15 protein-coding genes and 1 tRNA gene are annotated in these 19,713 nt (G+C 40.1%); 11 read left to right on the forward strand and 5 right to left on the reverse strand.

The genetic code is table 11. The annotated features are described in order from the left end of the window. Window positions 1-38 precede the first annotated feature (38 nt). From adhE to H8730_RS02345, 3 genes are all read right to left on the reverse strand, one after another. Window positions 39-2,669 (reverse strand): bifunctional acetaldehyde-CoA/alcohol dehydrogenase, encoded by a 2,631-nt coding sequence (gene adhE, locus H8730_RS02335; RefSeq protein WP_177715066.1) that lies wholly within the window; start codon window positions 2,667-2,669, stop codon window positions 39-41. Between the two features lie 347 nt (window positions 2,670-3,016). Next, window positions 3,017-3,772 (reverse strand): phosphotransferase family protein, encoded by a 756-nt coding sequence (locus H8730_RS02340; RefSeq protein WP_177715068.1) that lies wholly within the window; start codon window positions 3,770-3,772, stop codon window positions 3,017-3,019. 211 nt (window positions 3,773-3,983) lie between these two features. Continuing rightward, entirely contained in the window at window positions 3,984-4,814 is an 831-nt protein-coding gene (locus tag H8730_RS02345) for a rhomboid family intramembrane serine protease (protein ID WP_249289245.1), read from the reverse strand. A 211-nt stretch (window positions 4,815-5,025) separates the two neighbouring features. Here H8730_RS02345 and H8730_RS02350 point away from each other — a divergent pair. After that, window positions 5,026-5,100, forward strand: a tRNA-Pro gene (locus tag H8730_RS02350). A gap of 82 nt (window positions 5,101-5,182) precedes the next feature. On the opposite strand, the gene H8730_RS02355 is transcribed toward H8730_RS02350, so the two are convergent. Further along, complete coding sequence (locus tag H8730_RS02355) at window positions 5,183-6,580, reverse strand: alginate O-acetyltransferase AlgX-related protein (protein WP_249289247.1); 1,398 nt, start codon at window positions 6,578-6,580, stop codon at window positions 5,183-5,185. A gap of 13 nt (window positions 6,581-6,593) precedes the next feature. Then, window positions 6,594-8,003 carry an MBOAT family O-acyltransferase gene (locus H8730_RS02360; protein ID WP_249289250.1) on the reverse strand — a complete coding sequence of 470 codons (1,410 nt, stop codon included), beginning with the start codon at window positions 8,001-8,003 and terminating at the stop codon, window positions 6,594-6,596. A gap of 500 nt (window positions 8,004-8,503) precedes the next feature. Here H8730_RS02360 and H8730_RS02365 point away from each other — a divergent pair, with 500 nt between their 5' ends. The 10 genes from H8730_RS02365 (at window position 8,504) to H8730_RS02410 (ending at window position 19,712) form a co-directional block, all read left to right on the forward strand. After that, on the forward strand, window positions 8,504-9,889 hold the full coding sequence (locus tag H8730_RS02365) for a sugar transferase (protein WP_249289252.1): 1,386 nt from the start codon (window positions 8,504-8,506) through the stop codon (window positions 9,887-9,889). Between the two features lie 23 nt (window positions 9,890-9,912). Then, window positions 9,913-11,100 carry a glycosyltransferase family 4 protein gene (locus H8730_RS02370; protein WP_249289254.1) on the forward strand — a complete coding sequence of 396 codons (1,188 nt, stop codon included), beginning with the start codon at window positions 9,913-9,915 and terminating at the stop codon, window positions 11,098-11,100. Window positions 11,101-11,133: 33 nt separating this feature from the next. Beyond that, complete coding sequence (locus H8730_RS02375; RefSeq protein WP_249289256.1) at window positions 11,134-12,174, forward strand: polysaccharide biosynthesis protein; 1,041 nt, start codon at window positions 11,134-11,136, stop codon at window positions 12,172-12,174. A gap of 43 nt (window positions 12,175-12,217) precedes the next feature. Beyond that, window positions 12,218-13,081 carry an SDR family oxidoreductase gene (locus H8730_RS02380; RefSeq protein WP_249289258.1) on the forward strand — a complete coding sequence of 288 codons (864 nt, stop codon included), beginning with the start codon at window positions 12,218-12,220 and terminating at the stop codon, window positions 13,079-13,081. A gap of 14 nt (window positions 13,082-13,095) precedes the next feature. Further along, complete coding sequence (wecB, locus tag H8730_RS02385) at window positions 13,096-14,220, forward strand: non-hydrolyzing UDP-N-acetylglucosamine 2-epimerase (protein ID WP_249289260.1); 1,125 nt, start codon at window positions 13,096-13,098, stop codon at window positions 14,218-14,220. A 3-nt stretch (window positions 14,221-14,223) separates the two neighbouring features. After that, a complete protein-coding gene (locus H8730_RS02390; protein WP_249289262.1) occupies window positions 14,224-15,213 on the forward strand; it encodes a glycosyltransferase family 2 protein in 990 nt (329 codons plus the stop codon). Between the two features lie 2 nt (window positions 15,214-15,215). Continuing rightward, the gene (locus H8730_RS02395; protein WP_249289264.1) at window positions 15,216-16,208 is read left to right on the forward strand and encodes a Stealth CR1 domain-containing protein; all 993 of its coding nucleotides are present in this window, start codon (window positions 15,216-15,218) and stop codon (window positions 16,206-16,208) included. Window positions 16,209-16,272: 64 nt separating this feature from the next. After that, window positions 16,273-17,712, forward strand: a complete 1,440-nt coding sequence (locus tag H8730_RS02400; RefSeq protein WP_346726544.1) for an O-antigen polysaccharide polymerase Wzy family protein — start codon at window positions 16,273-16,275, stop codon at window positions 17,710-17,712. A gap of 21 nt (window positions 17,713-17,733) precedes the next feature. Then, a complete protein-coding gene (locus tag H8730_RS02405) occupies window positions 17,734-18,405 on the forward strand; it encodes a hypothetical protein (protein WP_249289266.1) in 672 nt (223 codons plus the stop codon). 8 nt (window positions 18,406-18,413) lie between these two features. Next, window positions 18,414-19,712 (forward strand): glycosyltransferase family protein, encoded by a 1,299-nt coding sequence (locus H8730_RS02410; RefSeq protein ID WP_249289268.1) that lies wholly within the window; start codon window positions 18,414-18,416, stop codon window positions 19,710-19,712. Window position 19,713: the final 1 nt, after the last annotated feature.

Below are 19,713 nucleotides of genomic sequence, written 5' to 3' on the forward strand. Positions count from 1 at the left end.
CATCGTTCTCCTGGTCCCTTGTCAAGTGTGTGCCTTCTTTATTTGTTCGTCCCGTAATAGGCGTTACAATACATTTGCTTGAGCTCGCTCATGAGCGGATAGCGGGGATTTGCTCCGGTACACTGATCGTCGAAGGCCTGCTCCACCATCTCATCCAGTGTGGACAGGAACGCCTCCTCCTCGATGCCGTATTCCCTGATGGTCTTGTGAATTCCAACCTTTGCTTTCAGCTCATCAATGGCAACCAGCAGGTTGTCGAATTTCTCCTGATCGTTGGTCCCCTTGATGCCGAGGAAGTCCGCACATTCCGCGTAGCGCTCCAGCGTGTGGGGGTACTGGTACTGCGGGAAGGTTCCCATTTTTCTAGGAGCGGTAACGGCGTTAAATTTCATCACCTCATTGATCAACAGCGCATTGGCAATGCCGTGGGGCAGATGATGGAATGCCCCCAGCTTATGCGCCATGGAGTGGCAAACGCCGAGAAAAGCGTTGGCAAATGCCATACCGGCCATGGTTGAAGCGTCCGCCATTTTTTCTCTGGCGACGGGATCATTGGCGCCATTGGCATAGGCACTGGGGAGATATTGGAAAATACTTTTCAGAGCTTTTAAAGCTAACCCGTCTGTATAATCAGTGGCCATCATGGAGGCATAGGCTTCCAGAGCGTGGGTCATAGCATCGATGCCCGAGGCAGAGGTTAATCCTTTTGGCATATTCATCATCAAATCGGCATCGATGATTGCCATGTTGGGCAGCAGCTCATAGTCAGCAAGAGGATACTTTACGCCGGAGGTCTCATCCGTGATAACGGCGAAAGGCGTGACTTCCGAGCCGGTGCCGGCAGAAGTGGGAACCGCAATGAACATGGCTTTCTCGCCCATCTTCGGGAAGGTGTAGACACGTTTGCGGATATCCATAAAGCGCATGGCCATGTCGAGGAAGTCAACTTCCGGGTGCTCGTACATAACCCACATGATCTTACCGGCGTCCATAGCGGAACCTCCACCGATGGCGATAATGCAGTCCGGTTCAAAGGCCTGCATCGCGGCTGCGCCTTCCTTTGCACAGGCTAATGTGGGATCGGGGGCCACATCGAAAAAGGTGGTGTGCGTAATTCCCATCTCATCCAGTTTATCGGTAATCGTCTTGGTGTATCCATTTTTATAAAGGAAGGAGTCGGTGACAATAAAAGCCTTCTTCTTGCCGCAGACGTTCTTCAACTCATCCAGTGCCACAGGCAGACAGCCTTTTTTGAAGTATACCTTCTGGGGTGTGCGGAACCAAAGCATATTCTCTCTCCTCTCAGCAACGGTCTTAATATTAAGCAAATGCTTCACGCCGACGTTCTCGGAGACGGAATTGCCGCCCCAAGAACCGCACCCCAGCGTCAGGGAGGGAGCTAGCTTAAAGTTGTACAGGTCACCGATGCCACCGTGGGAGGAAGGCGTGTTGATAAGAATCCGGCAGGTCTTCATCGTTTCGCTGAAGAGTGCGATCTTCTCTTTTTCTGTTACCGTGTTGATATAGAGGGAGGAGGTGTGGCCAAACCCACCGTCTGCGATGAGGCGGTCTGCCTTTGCAAGCGCATCCTGGAAATCTTTTGCGCGGTACATGGCCAGAACGGGGGACAGCTTTTCGTGTGCAAATTCCTCTTCCAGCTCCACGCTTTCAACTTCGCCGATAAGAATTTTGGCGGTTTCCGGGGCATGGACTCCAGCCAAATTCGCGATGGTGTGAGCGGATTGTCCGACGATTTTAGAATTTAGAGCGCCATTGATGAGGATGGTCTTGCGCACTTGATCCGTTTCCTCAGGGGACAGAATGTAGCAGCCTCTGTCCGCGAATTCTTTTTTAACTTGATCGTACACCGAATCCAGAACGATGACCGACTGTTCAGAGGCACAGATCATACCATTGTCGAAGGTCTTCGAATGAATGATGGAGTTGACGGCGAGAAGAACGTCGGCTGTGTCGTCGATGATCGCCGGTGTATTTCCAGCGCCTACGCCTAGAGCCGGTTTTCCGGAGGAGTATGCGGCTTTGACCATGCCGGGACCGCCTGTGGCAAGGATGATGTCAGCTTCTTTCATAGCGAGGTTGGTCAATTCCAGCGAAGGAACATCAATCCAGCCGATGATTCCTTTGGGAGCGCCAGCAGCAACGGCGGCTTCCAGGACAACTTTGGCGGCCTCGATGGTACATTTTTTAGCGCGGGGATGAGGGCTGATGATGATACCATTGCGAGTTTTTAAAGAGATTAGCGCTTTAAAGATGGCAGTGGAAGTAGGATTGGTCGTGGGGATGACCGCCGCGATAACCCCGATAGGCTCTGCGACCCGTTTTATTCCAAAGGATGTGTCTTCTTCAATAACGCCGCAGGTCTTTGTATCTTTGTACGCGTTGTAGATGTACTCGGACGCGTAATGATTTTTAATCACCTTATCCTCTACAATGCCCATGCCGGTCTCCTCGACTGCCATTTTGGCCAGAGGAATCCTCGCCTTGTTAGCGGCGGTGGCGGCGGCGAAGAAAATTTTATCGACCTGTTCTTGTGTATAGGTTGCAAAAATCCTTTGTGCTTCTCGAACCTCCTTGACCTTGGCGGTTAGGGATTCTAAAGTATCCACTACATTTGTGTCCATGGGAACTACTTTTTCCTTGTTAGCCATTTCCGTTTCCTCCATTTTTATTCAAGGTTAGCGTCCTGCGAACAGGATCTGCGAAATACGTTGCTGCGTGATAGTGTGGTAACTAGATGTTATTTTTTTAACAATATTATTATACTCAAAAAACCATGAAGTTCGCAACTATAAATTTCGACAGACTTTCAAAAGTTTCCTCTTATTTTATGGAAGAAGTGCATAAAAACTGCTTTCATTTATGGCAATATTGACGAAAGCTATGGCGTCCGATGTCCAGAAATTGATGGACGTTTCGAAGGGGGAGGCCGAACTTCCCTCTGACACAGGAAGGACTCCCTCTTCATGCCCGGGAGTCCTTTCTGATTCTGTTAAGCCTATTCGTATGCGACAACGTCGATCCATTTCATAAGAAGCTCTCGCTCGGATTCCTTATTCTCGGTCAGTTGAGCAGCCGCTACGATTGGAAGCCACTCCTGAACATATTTTTTGGAGGTCCCGGTCTTCTTGCAGAACATTGCCATGTACTGGTCCGCCGATTCCGGAGAATTGAGGGCGAAGAGGAGGTAGGTTCTAGCCACATCCGCGCTGGCGTTTCCTTGGCGGGCGGCTACCCAGTCGAGGATATAGGTGCCGTTCTCGTTGATGATGATGTTCTCCGGCGTAAAATTGCCATGGCAGAGCTTCGTGTGTTTGGGCATACTGTCTAGGCGGCTAAGTAGCTCGAACTTCTTAATATCGTCGATTTCGTCCAGGGCGTTGATCTGCCGTGCCAGCTTATCCTTAAGCTTGCTCAGCTTGGGAACGTTTTTAGAGTGGATGGTCAGTTGGATATCCAACATCTGTTCCAGGTATGAATCTGTGTTGGCGGGATCTTCTTTCATGATTTCGGCCAAGGTCTTTCCTTGAATCAGGTCCATGGTGATGGCCCAGCGGCCATCTATGACAGAAACCTCGTGGATTACAGGGACGGGAAGGCCGGTGACTTCCACACGGGAGTGGGTCAGGGCCTCATATAAAGCTGCCGTCTTTGGCATGTGTTCTTTGAAGAGCTTGACAACCATATTATGATCAGTCTTGTAAACATCTACTGTCTCGCTGGAGGAGAGTAATTCTTTTAATTCTGCGCTCATGAGAAACACTCCTTTCTGTAAATAACTGCGCTGTTGGATACGTTGAAAACGTATAGGTATATTATACAACCTATGCCAAAGAAATGCAAATTATTTATACTTGGAAATATGCTGAAATTGCCTGTTGGGCCGAGACTCTTGTTTAACTACCAATTTCTGATACAAAAAAAGCTCCGAATTGAAAACATATTCCAAAATCGGAGCGATCTGTCTACTTTACATGTTCGTGCGTATTGATATGGTCCATGCAGTATTCAAAATTTCCGTTGCACTTGGAACAATAGCGAAATTGCATATTGGGATCGTCCAACTCCGTCTTCCCACACACATGGCATTTGTGGAAGGGGACGTCGTTGATGACTTTACCCTTTGATGGGGATGTGTAAGGGCTGCGGGAGGAATTGACGGCCTGGGTAAATTTTTGGCGCCGCCTCGCGGCTTTAATCTTCGCGACCAGTTGGGGCCCAAAGAACAGGATATAATTTAGCATCGCCACAATGATAAAGGCGCGGGAGCTTAAGCTGTTCGAGGTGATAAATTGCAAGATCAGGAGGCCGCCGGACAGAATGCCAAGCCATTTGACCTTTATCGGAATGATAAAAAACAGCATCACCTGAAGCTCTGGGAAGAGAGTCGCAAAAGCTAGAAACAAGGACTCATTGATATAGGAGGGCGTGCCGTACCCTTTGAAGATAAAGGAGGTCGCAATGGTTGCGAGGATCCCAATCAGATAGTATACATTAAATCGGAATGCGCCCCAGCGGGCTTCTAAGGCAGAACCAATGAAGTAATAGAAGTACAGGGAGATGGCGACCATCAGAATATTTGTGCCGCCGGCGCCCTCGGGGATGAAGATAAAGGTGAGCAGCCGCCAAACCTGCCCCTTCATCACGAGATCCGGATCCAGGATGAGATAACTGAAATACTCATAATTGATAAGAGACATTATATAGGCGGCAATGTTGCCGATGATTATATATCGCATCAAATGAGGGATTGCAAAGCGGCCAAGTTTGCGCTCCAGCTTATCCAGAATACTCAAAAAAGCACCTCCAACGTATATGATTGCCTATTATAGCATATGGATCAAGGGATTACAAGGAGGGGAGGTGTTAAATTATTGTAACCGGCGGTTGTGTCCCCGCTCTGTTTGGGTGAGCTCTCACTGAGGCGAAAATTTAGGAAGGAAAAGCTTGACAAATGGATGGGGTTGAGCTATAATGATATAGCTTTCTGGCTGATGGAAAGCCTTTCGGAATGTAGCTCAGTTTGGTATGAGCGCTTGGTTCGGGACCAAGAGGCCGCAGGTTCAAGTCCTGTCATTCCGATTTATCTGGAACCCGTTGGGCGTCATGCTCAGCGGGATTTTTCTTGTCCAATAGGAAAAATTCCGCTGAGCCATCATGCGGTTCACGATCCAGATACCCATTTTACATCATAGATCCGTTTCTCCTTTGCTTCTTCATCGAGTAAGATCAGTTTTGCATTTTCTGAATCAAACCTGGTGCTATCAAATGAAGCTGAAAGCGTATACTCCTCGAAGTCCATCTTTAAATCGAGTATCAAGTTGCCTGACTGTAGATACGCATAGTTTGCTGAGGACCAGGGATTTTCCGAAGAAAAATTGACAATATTGCCACTTTCCTCATATCCAATGATGCAATCGGTATTCATTTGAACCTCTTCATATGAATCAAATTGATTAAGGGACGGATTAAACGTACAGTTTATCATCGTGGCATAGTCAAAATAGCTTGCACTCAGCGTATATTCGGCGGTTTCAAAGATAACACAATCAGGTTGGAATATGTTAAAATAGTAGTCAAAATCTAATACATTTTCATAATTATGGATAGAATCGTATTCCTTTATTCTAGATTCGATAAATCGTCTGCGCCCGTTTACATAGCTTCCCTGGAAAAATAGAACCCTTGGATACTCGTCCTGTGCCGCGGTATTTATGAGAACATCGTAGTCGGTATAATTTGCGTTCAAATTTAACGAAGCGTAATCGTCTGCCAAGGAGAGAATGGAATTGCTTTGCGTATTAAGAAACACCGGAACATCTTCATCGATGGCGAAATGCGATACCGATAGACTTGTCACATGACTTGTCAGACATTCAAAATCATCGAAAGTGTTGCTTCTGACACTGGGAAAGAATTCACTGATCTTGTCTAATATCGCATTGGTACCATAAAAGGCGCCCAAATCGTTCCAATGACCTGCATCATATTTTACATTAAACACTTGTTCCGATTCCTTTTTTTGCATCAATACATCCGTGGTGTTAACGTAATTTATACCGGCTTCGTCAAGGCGTTGTAGTAAATCGCGCAAGAATTTGCCGGTGAAATTATATCCATCGGGAAGATAATTGCTGTACACCGTTGTTTTAGCAGGATTTAGCCAAAATATAAAGGGGATGTTTCGCTCATCGCAGTAGGTTTGCAATTGCAGCAAAAAGGCAACAAAGCCATCTAACCATTCGATATCATATTCTTCATCGGACAGTTTGAAAAAAACGTAACCATCTTTTCCATATGTATACGTTGGATGAACCATCTCATTAAATAGTTTGTCGTTTAGCCAGGTAAACGTATCGATTGCCCAAGTCCGAAAACCAATGCGGTCCGATACATAATTTTCAACACTGTCAGTAAAGTCCCCCTCGCCAATTGTTGGGAAGGTAGTCAATTTCCGATTATCAATTTCTGATATGCTATCGGGCTCAAGATTGAAACCGCCTATTCCTAAGCCAATAATGCTGCATATAATGATAACAAAACCAAGCTTAAGGCTTTTCATGATTTCTGCCCCCTCAAAATTGAAAATATAAAAATGGACTATACGTGCCGCTGATTATGCTTATGAGACAGAGTATGAATAATGCACATATCAGGATGTATCGAAGGGCAACGATCACTAGCGAACGGCTGGTAAGCAGTTTTTCATAGAAAGACGGCTTCACGAGTTTGCCCAAAATCACGCTTCCAAACAATGAAAGCACAAACAGAAAAATATTTCGGGGGGTAACAAAATAGGGAAAAGAAAAGAGGACATAGTCAGTGCTGGCGAATCCAAATAGCTGTTTGTAATATACGAATGCGTCAGAGAGACTCCCTGTATTAAACAAGACCCATCCTAGCCATACAATAAGTAAAGTAACGGCCCATCGAAAAAATGCTGGAATCTTTTTATATAGATTTTTTGTGCTCAGGAATCTTTCGAGTATAATACAGAACCCATGAGTCACTCCCCATACGATATAAGCAGACCCTGCGCCATGCCATATCCCAGTGACAAGAAAAACTATGAATAGATTAAAATATACATTTCCCTTTCGATTACCGCCCAGAGGGATATATACATATTCCCGGAACCAACTGCCAAGAGAGATGTGCCACCGTCTCCAAAATTCAGTTATTGACTTTGAGATATAAGGGAAATTGAAGTTTTCTTTGACAGAGAACCCAAAAATTTTTGATATTCCAATCGCCATGTCTGAGTAGCCTGAAAAATCAAAATATATTTGGAAAGAAAAGAAAACGACACCCAGCCAAGCAGTTGGCACATCGATTCCCAGCGCAGCCCGGGAAAATATTGTGGTAACCGTTTCTCCTACCATATCTGCCACCAAAACTTTTTTCCCAAGGCCTATAACAAAACGTTCAATGCCGGAGACCAAAGTATCTAAGCTTACGGTGCGGTGTTGAAGCTGCGGTGAAAAATCACAAAAACGCACAATGGGGCCTTGAATCAATTTGGGAAAGTATAGGAGATATAACGACAACTCGAGCAATGAAGTCTGCCCAATCGTTTCATCGCGGTAGCAATCCACCAAATATGAGATGCTGTGGAAGACGATAAAAGAAATTCCCAGCGGTACAATTAAATCTAATAGACGAAACTCCGACTGAAACACCGTGTTTATGGCTGAGATGACAAAATTCAGGTATTTAAAATAGCATAATATACTTATATTCAAAATAATACCGGCGAGCAACAATGCTTTCTTGACTTTTGGCGTACGGGAATACCCTCTTGTAATTAAAAAGTCTGCAAGAATGATGAGGACGATTATTTTGAGACAATCGACACTGCCCCATGCCAAAAAGAATAGGCTTACTGACACCAGGAATAGATTTCTCAGAGATTCCTTTATGCAGTAGTATACGATAATTACAAGGGGTAAGAAAAAGCAAATAAAGAAAATAGAATTAAAAACCAACTGTTTTGACCTCCTGCCGCCAATGATAAAAAGGAGAGTAGACATCTAATTGTAATTATTGTAACATATTCTTAATATTTTGTCAAAAACTTTACAAAGGAGAAAACAAAAAACAGGTTTGTCCACAAAACAGGAGTCGAGATGAGACAATTATGAGTAAAAAATAACATACGATATGGCAGACCAGTCAATGCGTGCTAATGGACGAGAAGGCAGTTCCATATTTTGCGCTGATTCTGGGCTTGCACGTGCATCTCAAAGAAAGGAATGTTGACAGAAGGGGTGTTTTATTGTAAAATTAATGTGTCTAAAATAGAAAAACGTACAATTTTGTAATTATCTGGGAATTTATATTACAAAAGTATTACATTCCGTGAAAAGTATTGCAATATTATACAATATATGCAATACTAAAACGTTAGAGAAGGCTGTGTTATAGCGGCCAAGATATATAGGACATCTACGTTTTAAAATGATTATGGTGCAAAAGGGCGGACGCTATGAAGAATTATGAACAGTTTAAGCGCTTGATCATGTTTGTGATTGGGATTGTCATAATATCCCTATTGGTTTTGACATTTGCTTTTGTATGGTATACGCAGTATAACGACTCTATTATTATGCCCTTTGTCAATCGAGGAAATTGGCTTGTTATTGCAATTTATCTTGTGTTGTTGGTTCTTTTCCAGAGAATTTACAATGGATACAAAGTTGGATATTTGAAACGCTCCGATGTCATCTATTCGCAGACTTTGTCAGTCTTGATAACAAATGTTATTACCTATTTTCAGGTTTCCCTCATTGGACGCGGCTTAGTGAATCCGGTCCCATTTTTCCTTATGACGCTGGTGGACATCCTTTTGATTATCCTTTGGACATATGGAGCCAATGCGATATATTCGAAGCTATATCCGCCCCATAAAATGATTATTGTATATGGAAGTGATTTAGCTGACTCCCTTTCATTTAAGATGAGCCGGCGGGCGGATAAATATGAGATCCGGAATGCCATCAGCATTGAAGAGGGCTTGGAGGCTATTCAGAAGGAGATTCTTCAATATGAATCCGTTATTATATGTGATGTGAAGGCCCCTGAGCGAAACCGTCTTTTGAAGTTTTGTTTTGAAAATTCCATTCGTACATATATAACCCCAAAGCTTTCTGATATTATCATCCGCAGCGCAGATGAGATACATTTGTTTGATACGCCGTTGCTGCTCTGCCGAAATATGGGGTTGTCTTTTGAACAGCGTGTGATCAAACGTTTTATGGATATCGTCCTGTCTGTGGTGTTTTTGCTTGTCGCGTCGCCCTTTATGCTTCTAACCGCTATTGCGATCAAGGCTTATGATAGAGGACCTGTATTTTTCAAACAGAAACGCTGCACTTTGAATAAGAAAGTATTTGAGATTTATAAATTTCGAAGTATGATTGTAGATGCTGAAAAAGACGGAATTGCGATGCCGGCTGTGGACCATGATCCTCGTATTACACCAATCGGAAGGTTTATCCGTAAGACTCGTCTGGATGAGCTGCCGCAGTTATTTAATGTCCTGAAAGGGGATATGAGTATAGTGGGCCCCAGGCCTGAACGTGTTGAGCATGTAGAGGCCTATTCGAGGGAAATACCTGAATTTTCCTATCGTCTTAAGGTAAAGGGAGGCCTTACTGGGTATGCGCAGATTATGGGCAAGTATAATACGTCCGCTTATGATAAGTTAAAGCTGGATTTGATGTATATTGAGAACTACTCACTACTTCTCGATCTAAAGCTGCTTTTTATGACGGTCAAAGTCATGTTTATGAAAGACTCGACGGAAGGCTTTCATAAACAAAACATTACCTCCAATGTTGATCAGGGCAATGCGATCGAAAAAAACAATTAATATATATTTTGAGGTGGTAAGTAATGAAAATATTGGTTCTTTCTCAGTACTTTCATCCAGAGAATTTTCGTATAAATGACATATGCTTGGAATTAGTCAAGAAAGGCCACCAAGTGAACGTCCTTACAGGGTTACCTGATTATAAATCGGGTCAGGTCCCAAAAGAATATAAGCACTTTCGAAATAGAAAGGAAAATTGGCACGGTGTTAAAATAGCGAGGGTTCCTATTATTGCAAGAAGAACAGGAACTTTTTTCCGTTTATTAAATTATTGTTCTTATGTCGCAACCTCTTGTACATATGCTCTTTTTCATAAGAAAGAAGAATGTGACGCCATATTTGTATATCAGACATCGCCCGTATTTCAAGCAATAGCCGGAATCATTTATAAGGCTAAATTTAAAAAAAAGTTGGTACTGTATTGTTGTGATATATGGCCTGAATGTGTTAAAGCATGGAACATTGGAGAGAATAAGTATATTTTTCGAATGGTAAAAAAGATAAGCAGTTGGATTTATAATAAATGTGATAGCATTTGTATTACTTCAAAACCATTTAAAAAATATTTACATGAGGTCTGCGGCGTGCCTCTGAATAAAATAACATACTTGCCGCAACACGCGGAAGATATATATTCGACCTATAGGGGGCAGTATATTGACAATAACTGTATTGATTTTGTTTTTGCCGGGAATATCGGAGCGGTTCAAGATATTCAGTGTATTATTAGGGCGTGCAAAAGAATACAGCCAACAGAAAATTACTGCGTTCATATTGTGGGCGATGGGTCTGAATTGGAGAATTGTAAGAGACTCGTCAACGAGCTGCAGCTTGAGGATAAAATTATCTTTTGTGGAAGACATCCGATTGAGGAAATGCCGAGATTTTACAAATTGGCAGACTGTTTTTTGTTGACATTAAAAGGGGATACAAGCATTGGATTAACCTTGCCTGCAAAGATACAAGGGTATCTCAGTGCAGGAAAACCAATCATTGGGGCTGTTGATGGCGCAGCATATGATGTTATTTGGGAGGCGGATTGTGGAGTTGCAGTATCTTCAGGTGATGACCTCGCTCTGTCACAGGCAATGCTTGATGTAATTAGAAATCCTTCTCTCTATCGAAACAAAGGGGAGAAGGGAAGTCAATATTATACGACCCATTTTTCTAAAGATGTTTTTATAATGTCGCTATTAAAAGTACTAAAATAAACTCTAAAGATCTGGATATGAGGAGAATGCACTATGAGAAACAATGAAGAAGTATTTAAAAATAAGACTTTGCTTATCACAGGAGGAACCGGCTCCTTTGGAAATGCGGTCTTAAAGAGATTTCTTGATACGGATATTCAAGAAATTCGTATTTTTTCGCGGGATGAAAAAAAGCAAGATGATATGCGCAAACAATATAAAAATGAAAAGATTAAATTTTTTCTCGGAAACGTCCGGGACATTGATAGTGTAAAAAATGCCATGTATGGCGTTGATTATGTCTTTCATGCAGCCGCCCTAAAACAAGTACCTTCCTGCGAATTTTTTCCTTTGGAGGCTGTAAAAACCAATGTGATTGGGACAGACAATGTTTTGACAGCGGCAATAGAGGCAAAGGTAAAAAAGGTTATCTGTCTATCGACAGATAAGGCAGCCTATCCCGTTAATGCGATGGGAACTTCAAAGGCCATGATGGAAAAGGTATTTGTTGCAAAATCAAGAACAGTTGATCCATCGGGAACCATAATATGTGGAACAAGGTATGGCAATGTTATGTGTTCAAGAGGATCTGTTATCCCCCTATTTATCGAACAAATAAAATCTGGTATGCCGCTTACGGTTACGGAACCTCAAATGACACGATTTATAATGAGTTTGGACGAAGCGGTTGAACTTGTTTTATTTGCTTTCAAAAATGCTAATCCGGGTGACATTATGGTCCAGAAGGCACCGGCATCCACGATTGGAGACTTGGCACAAGCTGTTAAAGAGCTTTTTCATGCCGACAATGAGATCAAGCTAATCGGAATACGGCATGGAGAAAAGATGTATGAAACACTTCTGACACAGGAAGAAGCGGTTCACGCGGTGGATATGGGAAATTTCTACTGTGTTCCCATGGATAAACGGGATTTGAATTATGAAAAATATTTTAGTGAAGGAAATCCGGCGTTGACTACTGTTGAAGAGTTTAATTCTAATAATACTGTAATATTGAATGTGGAGCAGGTGAAGGAAAAGTTGCTGACTCTGGAATATATCAAGCAAGAGTTAGAAGAGTGGGAAAAACATTAGAACGACAGTTAAATTACAATAATCTACAGATACGGAGACAAAAATGAAAAAGAAAAAGGTGCTTGTTCTAGGCTCGGCTGGTATGGCAGGGCATATCATTACTCTTTATTTAAATGAATGCGGATATGACGTTACAGGGTTTTCTCTATTTGAAAATACAGTATATAAGGGTATAGTCGGTGATGCAACCGACAGTGCACTTATAAAAAGAATTGTGGATGAGGGAAATTTTGATTTTATTATTAATTGTATAGGCATTCTGAATCAGTTTGCGGAAAGTAACCATCCTAATGCAATACTCCTAAACTCATATCTTCCTCATTATCTAGTCAAACTCACTGAAAATATGAAGACCCGTATTATACATATGAGTACAGACTGTGTCTTTTCGGGGGACAGAGGAGGATATAAAAAGGATGACGTGAGGGATGGACAAACCTTTTATGATCGAACGAAAGCATTAGGGGAGATTGAAGATGATAAAAATGTGACACTTAGAAACTCCATCGTTGGTCCGGATATAAATGAAAAGGGTATTGGTCTTTTGAACTGGTTTATGCAGCAGGAAAATTCAATAAACGGTTATACGAGGGCGGTCTGGACAGGACAAACGACACTTCAACTGGCAAAAACGATGGATGCTGTTATGCAGAATGGTGCCACAGGTCTTTATAACTCTGTGCCCGAGTGCTCCATAACAAAGTATGAACTGTTGAGGCTTTTTAACCACTATTTAAGAAATGATGCTCTAACAATTAATCCTGTAGACGGTACATGCCTTGATAAATCGCTAGTCAGCACTCCATTTGAGTTCGGTTATACAATCCCAACCTACGAGGTTATGGTTAAGGAGATGGCGGATTGGATTTTTGCTCATAAAGAGCTCTATCCGCACTACACACTGTAAGGGGAGATTTTATTTTGAAAAAACTAAAGCTTATGACGATTGTGGGTACTCGGCCTGAAATCATAAAGATGTCGGCAATTATGAAAAAATGTGATGAATATTTTGATCACATCATTGTTCACACAGGTCAGAACTATGATTATACATTAAACCAAGTGTTTTTTGAGGAATTGGATCTCCGTGAACCCGATTATTATTTAGGTGTGGTGGGGGAGAATCTGGGTCAGACAATGGGGAATGTATTAGCAAAATCCTATGAGCTTATGGTCAAAGTAAAGCCGGATGCTCTCATTGTCCTAGGCGACACGAATTCTTGCCTCTGCGTTATCTCGGCAAAGAGGCTAAAAATTCCTGTATTTCATATGGAAGCGGGAAATCGTTGTTTTGATGAAAATCTTCCGGAAGAGGTCAACAGGCGGATCGTTGATGTTACAAGCGATGTAAATCTTTGTTATACCGAGCATGCTCGCAGATATTTGAATGCTGCGGGAGTGCCGAGAGAAAGAACATACGTTGTTGGATCGCCTATGGCAGAAGTGCTGTCCAGCGTTTCGGATAAAATTAAGGCTAGCAGAATTTTAGAGGAACTAGGCCTCCAGCCAAAGAAATACATTCTTCTTTCGGCACATAGAGAAGAAAATATTGACAATGAATCCAACTTTTTTGCTTTGATGAATGCGGTAAACGCAATGGCAGAGACCTATAATATGCCTGTTATTTATAGCACCCATCCGCGCAGCAAAAAGTTTATTGAAGCGCGCAATTTCAAATTCCATCCACTCGTTAGAACACTTAAACCCTTTGGCTTTTATGATTATAACTGTCTTCAACAAAAGGCTTTCTGTGTTGTCTCAGACAGCGGGACAATTCCTGAGGAGGCATCCTATTTTAAGTTTCCCGCCGTATCTGTAAGGACAAGCACCGAGCGACCAGAGGCGCTTGACAAAGGAGTTTTTACCATTGGTTCGATTACGACGGAACAGGTTCTGCAGGCGGTTGAACTGGCATCCTCTATGAACGAAAATGGAGATCTGGGGCTTACTGTTCCTGATTATGCCGATGAAAATGTCTCGACAAAAGTGGTTAAGCTCGTTCAGAGCTATGTTGGGATAGTGAATCGAATGACATGGAGGAAGTAGAACATGAATCCAAAAGTCAGTGTTATTGTTCCAGTATATAATGTTGAGAAATATTTGGAACGCTGTATCGATTCTATCCGGCAACAAGATTATGCTGAAATGGAAATTATACTCGTAGATGATGGATCAACGGACAATTCTCCTGCTATATGTGATAAATATGCATCAATCGATAAACGAATAGTGGTTATACACAAGGAAAATGGCGGACTTTCCTCAGCACGAAATAAAGGATTAGAAATTGCAACTAGCATTTTTGTTACATTTATAGACTCAGATGATTGGATTACCCGTGATTACATTTCTTATTTGATGCACATGATTTGCAAAGCGGATGCTGACATTGCAATTATTGAATATTTGAAGGTTAAAAAAGGTCAAAAAATATGTTGTACTACGGGAGACGGTCCGCTAGAAAAATGGAATACGGAAGAGGCACTAATTAAATATTTAGAACGTGAAATATATCCTGCATGTGGAAAAATGTATAAAAAGGCTCTATTTATTGAAAACAAAATCGAATTTCCTTTAGGCCGTATTTATGAAGATATTGATACTATTTTTAAAGCCATCAAATGTGCGAGGATTATTTGTTATAGCAATGCGATAAAATATTTTTATTGGAGAGATGATAAAAGTATCACAAGGACAGCCTTTTCTGAAAAAAATTTGGATGCATTAACCGCATTTAATAATTTATCGAAAGAGTCAAGGGACAGTAATACTGCAATCAAATCCTTGGCGACCTTTAGATTACATAAAAGTTATTTTTCTCTTTTGGGTGTTATAGCGTATTATGGTTGGAGTTCTTCCATTTCGCCTAAAAGACAAGAAGAAATTTTGACGATGTTGTTGCAAAATTTTAAGTTATATTTTAAAGAGTGCATTTTTAGCCAATATGTGCCTTTTAAGCGAAAATGCGTTATGTTAATGATGAGAATAAATTTTAAGTTCACTTGCAAGCTTATTGGATGGGTAAGGAGGCTAGGGTAGCTGTGGAATGTCCAATTGATTTTATCATGATATGGGTGGACGGAAACGACCCTGAATGGCAAAAAGAAAAAAGAAAGTATCAGCCAGGAGATGCTGCTGACGATAGAGAAATTCGATACCGTGATTGGGATAATTTACAGTATTGGTTTCGTGCGGTTGAAAAATTTGCTCCGTGGGTCAACCGTATCCATTTTGTGACGTGTGGACATCTGCCGAAATGGTTGAATCTAGAACATCCCAAATTGAATATTGTGAAACATAGCGATTTTATTCCAGATGAATATCTTCCGACTTTTAATTCACATACAATAGAACTCAATTTGCATAGAATTAAGGGCCTCAGTGAACATTTTGTTTACTTTAATGATGATACGTTCCTAAATGCAAAGGTTAAGCCGGAGGATTTTTTTAATGGGGGAAAACCTGTTGATCGACTCATTATCTCTGCCTTATGCCCAAGTGAAGACGCCACTTCGACAATTATTTATAATAATGTAAGAATAATAAATAAACATTTTAGCAAAAAGGAACTTTTAAAAAAGCATTGGAGACAATTATTTTATCCATTTTATGGGTTGGACGGATTGAAAACATATTTAACACTCCCCTTCAATGTTTTTACTGGTTTCCAAAATGACCATTTACCAAATGCATATACCAAATCACTCTTTGAAGAGGTTTGGAACTGTGAGAGTGAAATTTTAAAAGATACATGCAAGGATAAATTTCGTAGTGAACAAAATGTAAGTCAATATATAATGCGATATTGGAATTTGGCTAAGGGAAATGTATCTCCCTGTTCTTATAGACATGGTAAGATTTTTATAATTGATTCAGATGAGAATGACGAATTGTTACATGCAATAAGCAAGGAAAAGTACAAAATGATATGCTTCAATGATTCATATAAAGGGAATCATTTTGAAGTAGTTAAGCAAAATCTGAATGAAGCATTAGATAAAGTCTTGCCAAAAAAATGTTGTTATGAAAAATAGAGACTGAATATTGGGAGGAGGATTTAAATTGCATCCTGGGGCTCGAGTGATTAGGATATCAGCCGTGTTGTTATCTCCTTTTGTGTATTTAATTGGAAGGGTACAGGGGAATTTTACTGTTATGTATATGGCCTCATTAATTATCCTGATCTGTAATATATCTTTTTCGTTTGAAAAAGTAAGAGATAGGATTGCATTCCTGTGTTTTAATGGTACGTTTTTTTTATTTTTGACAGCTAGGCCCTTAACATGTATTCTACGAAATATACAATGGACAAATATTGGGTATTCATATGACGCGGATCTTTTTGCAGTTACAATGATATATGTATCTCTCCTAACGTTATATGTAAGTGCGAGTTTGACGACTATAGATAACTCACTTGACACCATAGTTAGAGAGGAACAGTCAATATTTATAAAAAACATTCAATTTGTATCTTTTATATTCTTTATTATAGGATTTGTTTGTAGCATGATGGAAGGCATGGAGAGAATACTTTTTATGCAAACCCATACTTATGTAGACATTTACACTGGCGAATATAGAACAAGTATGCCTGCAGTAGTAAAAGGATTTATACAGATAATGAAGCCGTGCATGTGTATCTTTTTAGCTACATTACCTAGCAAACGGAAGTCCTGTTTTGTTTTAGCAGCCTATTTATTTTCGACCCTTCCATCTTTAAGAGTTGGAATGAGATCTCCAACAATGCTGGCTTGTGTCTTTATTTTTGTCTACTATGTTTTACGGGATGCTTTAAGAAAACCTAATGAAATAAAATGGTTTGGAAAGGTTGAAAAGACGATTGTTGTTATCTTATTGCCCTTTGTTATTTGCTTTTTACTAATATATACGGAGCTTAGGAATGGATACAGCAGTAATATATCTTCCAAAATGCAGAACCCCATCGTTAATTTTTTATATGAGCAAAGTACAACTTATAATGCTTTAGTAAAGTTTTGGGACGTAAAAGATAAACTTCCTCAATTAGAATTTCCAGGCTACTTATTTGGCTATGCGTATGATGTATTTTTTCAAAATGGTATTATAAGTGGACTTACCGGGGTTTCTTTTCCAGTGGGACAGACAATGGAAAGGTTGTTAGTTTCTCACGATCTAAAATTACATCTTTCATATGCCGTAAGCGGTGATATGTTTTTTCAAGGACATGGAATTGGAACATCGTATGTCTTAGACGTGTTTGTAGATTATAGTTGGATTGGTGTTATAATATTTAATGTAATTATAGGATGGTATCTGAATAAAGTAAAATATTTATTATCGAAGCACTGGATTTTATCAGCTATGATATTATATAGCTTATTAACGATATTTTATATACCTCGATCTACAGCTTTAGAGCCTTTTGTATTTATTCTTTCACCTTACTTCTGGCTGGGGATAGCGATCTGTTTTATCGGAGCATTATTAATAACGCCTAAGACATATCAAAATGAAAGCAAGTACATTGGAAGGATTCATTCAAAATATATTAAATAAAACGGAATAGGAGTTGCTATGATGGGAAAAGAGATTACATTTAAGGACTTGGTTATAGTTTTTTTACGGAATATCAGGAAGATTCTATTCATTACTATTATCGCGGTGGTACTAATGCTAGCTCTATGTTTTTATTTATCAAAAGGGAACATTGAAGTAAAGAAATTAATTATTTTCTTTATCCTTGGCATTATTTTAGGGGTGGTTGTAGGGGTGTGTATATTTACGTTGCTGTATATACATTCCCCAAAGGTGAGAAGTGCAAGTGATATCAGATGCCGGTATAATTTGCCGATATTTGCTGTGTTGAATTATCATGATACAAACAGCGTTAAGGGGATAAATAAAATTATCAACAAAATAGAGAAGGATGTAGTGAGTGACAACACAACACAAGTAGAGATTGCGAAACAATCAATTGCTATCATGAAGGCACAATACAATTTCATATTTTCAGGTTCAGTTCCGATTGATAGTTCACAATTAAATCAAATATCAAACGAGGATGAAAAAATAGAATATTATGATTGCATTATTGAGAATCCTGGCATGATCAAGGCATTATATGGAAAAGATGGCGTTATACTTATAGAAAAATTAAATGAGACGACTTATGAGAGGTTAAATAAACAGATAATACAAATAGAGGCTTTGAGAAAAGAAATCTTTGGCATAATACTTATAAATGCATAGGTGATAAAATGAACTTATTGGCAGTTGTTGGCGACTATTATCCATTTCCCTCATCAAATACGAATTGTTTTGATCCACTGCTTCACGCATTAGAGGCAAATAAATGGTCCATTGACATTGTAACAGTTCGCAAGTCGGTAGACCTTCCTAAGTATGAAAAAGAGGCAAATGGACGGGAAATTTGGCGCATAGAAGATCCTCGAAGTATGAATACGATTTTATATAACCGATTAAATGAAATACCTGCTCCAAAGGTGCTGAAGTTGTTAAACCGTCTTTTTGCTTTTATTTCAAAGGGGGTCTTTTATCTATATTATTGTATCGGAAAACACGACAAAATCTTTTCTGGATGGCTACAGAATGATACTGTAAATAAATGTGTCCAATTACACCAAGAAAAAAAATATGATGTAGTTCTATCTATATCCCATCCCGTAACTTGTCATGAAATCGCGAAGAAGTTTTTGCGTAAATTGAATGCGAATAATCGTCCAAAATGGATACTATATGAATTTGATCCATATTGCTATAATGAACATATTTATGGTAAAGGCTGTTATAAAAAACTGTCATCTCATCAACATGAGTTATTTGACGCGTGTGACGCAATTTATCTGATCCCAGAATTATATGAATTTTACAAGGAAACACCATTTAACCGATATATGAATAAAATGATCCCGATTGGGTTTCCCAATATGAAGCCTGTTTCTATAAACCATCAAAATGTTAAACCAATATCCATTGTTAAAGATAAAGTAAGCTGTGTTTATGGAGGGGCATTAGGCGCCAAAATACGGAACCCTCAATATGCACTTAATACGTTCGTTAGGTGTACTAGTAATATTAACTTTATTATTATGACAGGATATCCGATTGAAGTTCTACTGCAAAAAATAAATGACCCAAATAAAATTATAACAGTACATGGTTTACAAAATCGCGATACATCGTATGATACTATGCTTCGAGCTGACATTTTAGTCAGTATCGGCAATGCAGTTAGTTTCCAAACCCCAGGTAAAATATTCGAATACATGTCCATGGGAAAACCGATTATTCACTTTCAAAAAATAGATCAAGACCCATGCCTAAAGTATTTGCAAGACTATCCTATGGTTTTGATTATCGATGAAAGGGAAATTGATGTAGAGGAACATGCGCGACGAATTGATGAATTTGCTGAAAAGTACAGAGGTAAAAATTTAACATTTGAAGAGGTGGCAAAATGTATACCCCAATATACATCAAGAAATGTTACCGCATCCTTTGTCGCCTCGGTTAATAAATTAGTGAATGAGGTATAAG

The organism is Bianquea renquensis (genome assembly GCF_014384895.1).
In the GTDB taxonomy this organism is placed as follows: domain Bacteria; phylum Bacillota; class Clostridia; order Lachnospirales; family Bianqueaceae; genus Bianquea; species Bianquea renquensis.

Excerpts from the sequence above, each read along its gene's own strand:
- adhE (WP_177715066.1), bottom strand. The coding sequence starts at position 2,669 with ATGGCTAACAAGGAAAAAGTAGTTCCCATGGACACAAATGTAGTGGAT.
- H8730_RS02340 (WP_177715068.1), bottom strand. The coding sequence starts at position 3,772 with ATGAGCGCAGAATTAAAAGAATTACTCTCCTCCAGCGAGACAGTAGAT.
- H8730_RS02355 (WP_249289247.1), bottom strand. The coding sequence starts at position 6,580 with ATGAAAAGCCTTAAGCTTGGTTTTGTTATCATTATATGCAGCATTATT.
- H8730_RS02365 (WP_249289252.1), top strand. The coding sequence starts at position 8,504 with ATGAAGAATTATGAACAGTTTAAGCGCTTGATCATGTTTGTGATTGGG.
- H8730_RS02370 (WP_249289254.1), top strand. The coding sequence starts at position 9,913 with ATGAAAATATTGGTTCTTTCTCAGTACTTTCATCCAGAGAATTTTCGT.
- H8730_RS02375 (WP_249289256.1), top strand. The coding sequence starts at position 11,134 with ATGAGAAACAATGAAGAAGTATTTAAAAATAAGACTTTGCTTATCACA.
- H8730_RS02380 (WP_249289258.1), top strand. The coding sequence starts at position 12,218 with ATGAAAAAGAAAAAGGTGCTTGTTCTAGGCTCGGCTGGTATGGCAGGG.
- H8730_RS02390 (WP_249289262.1), top strand. The coding sequence starts at position 14,224 with ATGAATCCAAAAGTCAGTGTTATTGTTCCAGTATATAATGTTGAGAAA.
- H8730_RS02405 (WP_249289266.1), top strand. The coding sequence starts at position 17,734 with ATGGGAAAAGAGATTACATTTAAGGACTTGGTTATAGTTTTTTTACGG.
- H8730_RS02410 (WP_249289268.1), top strand. The coding sequence starts at position 18,414 with ATGAACTTATTGGCAGTTGTTGGCGACTATTATCCATTTCCCTCATCA.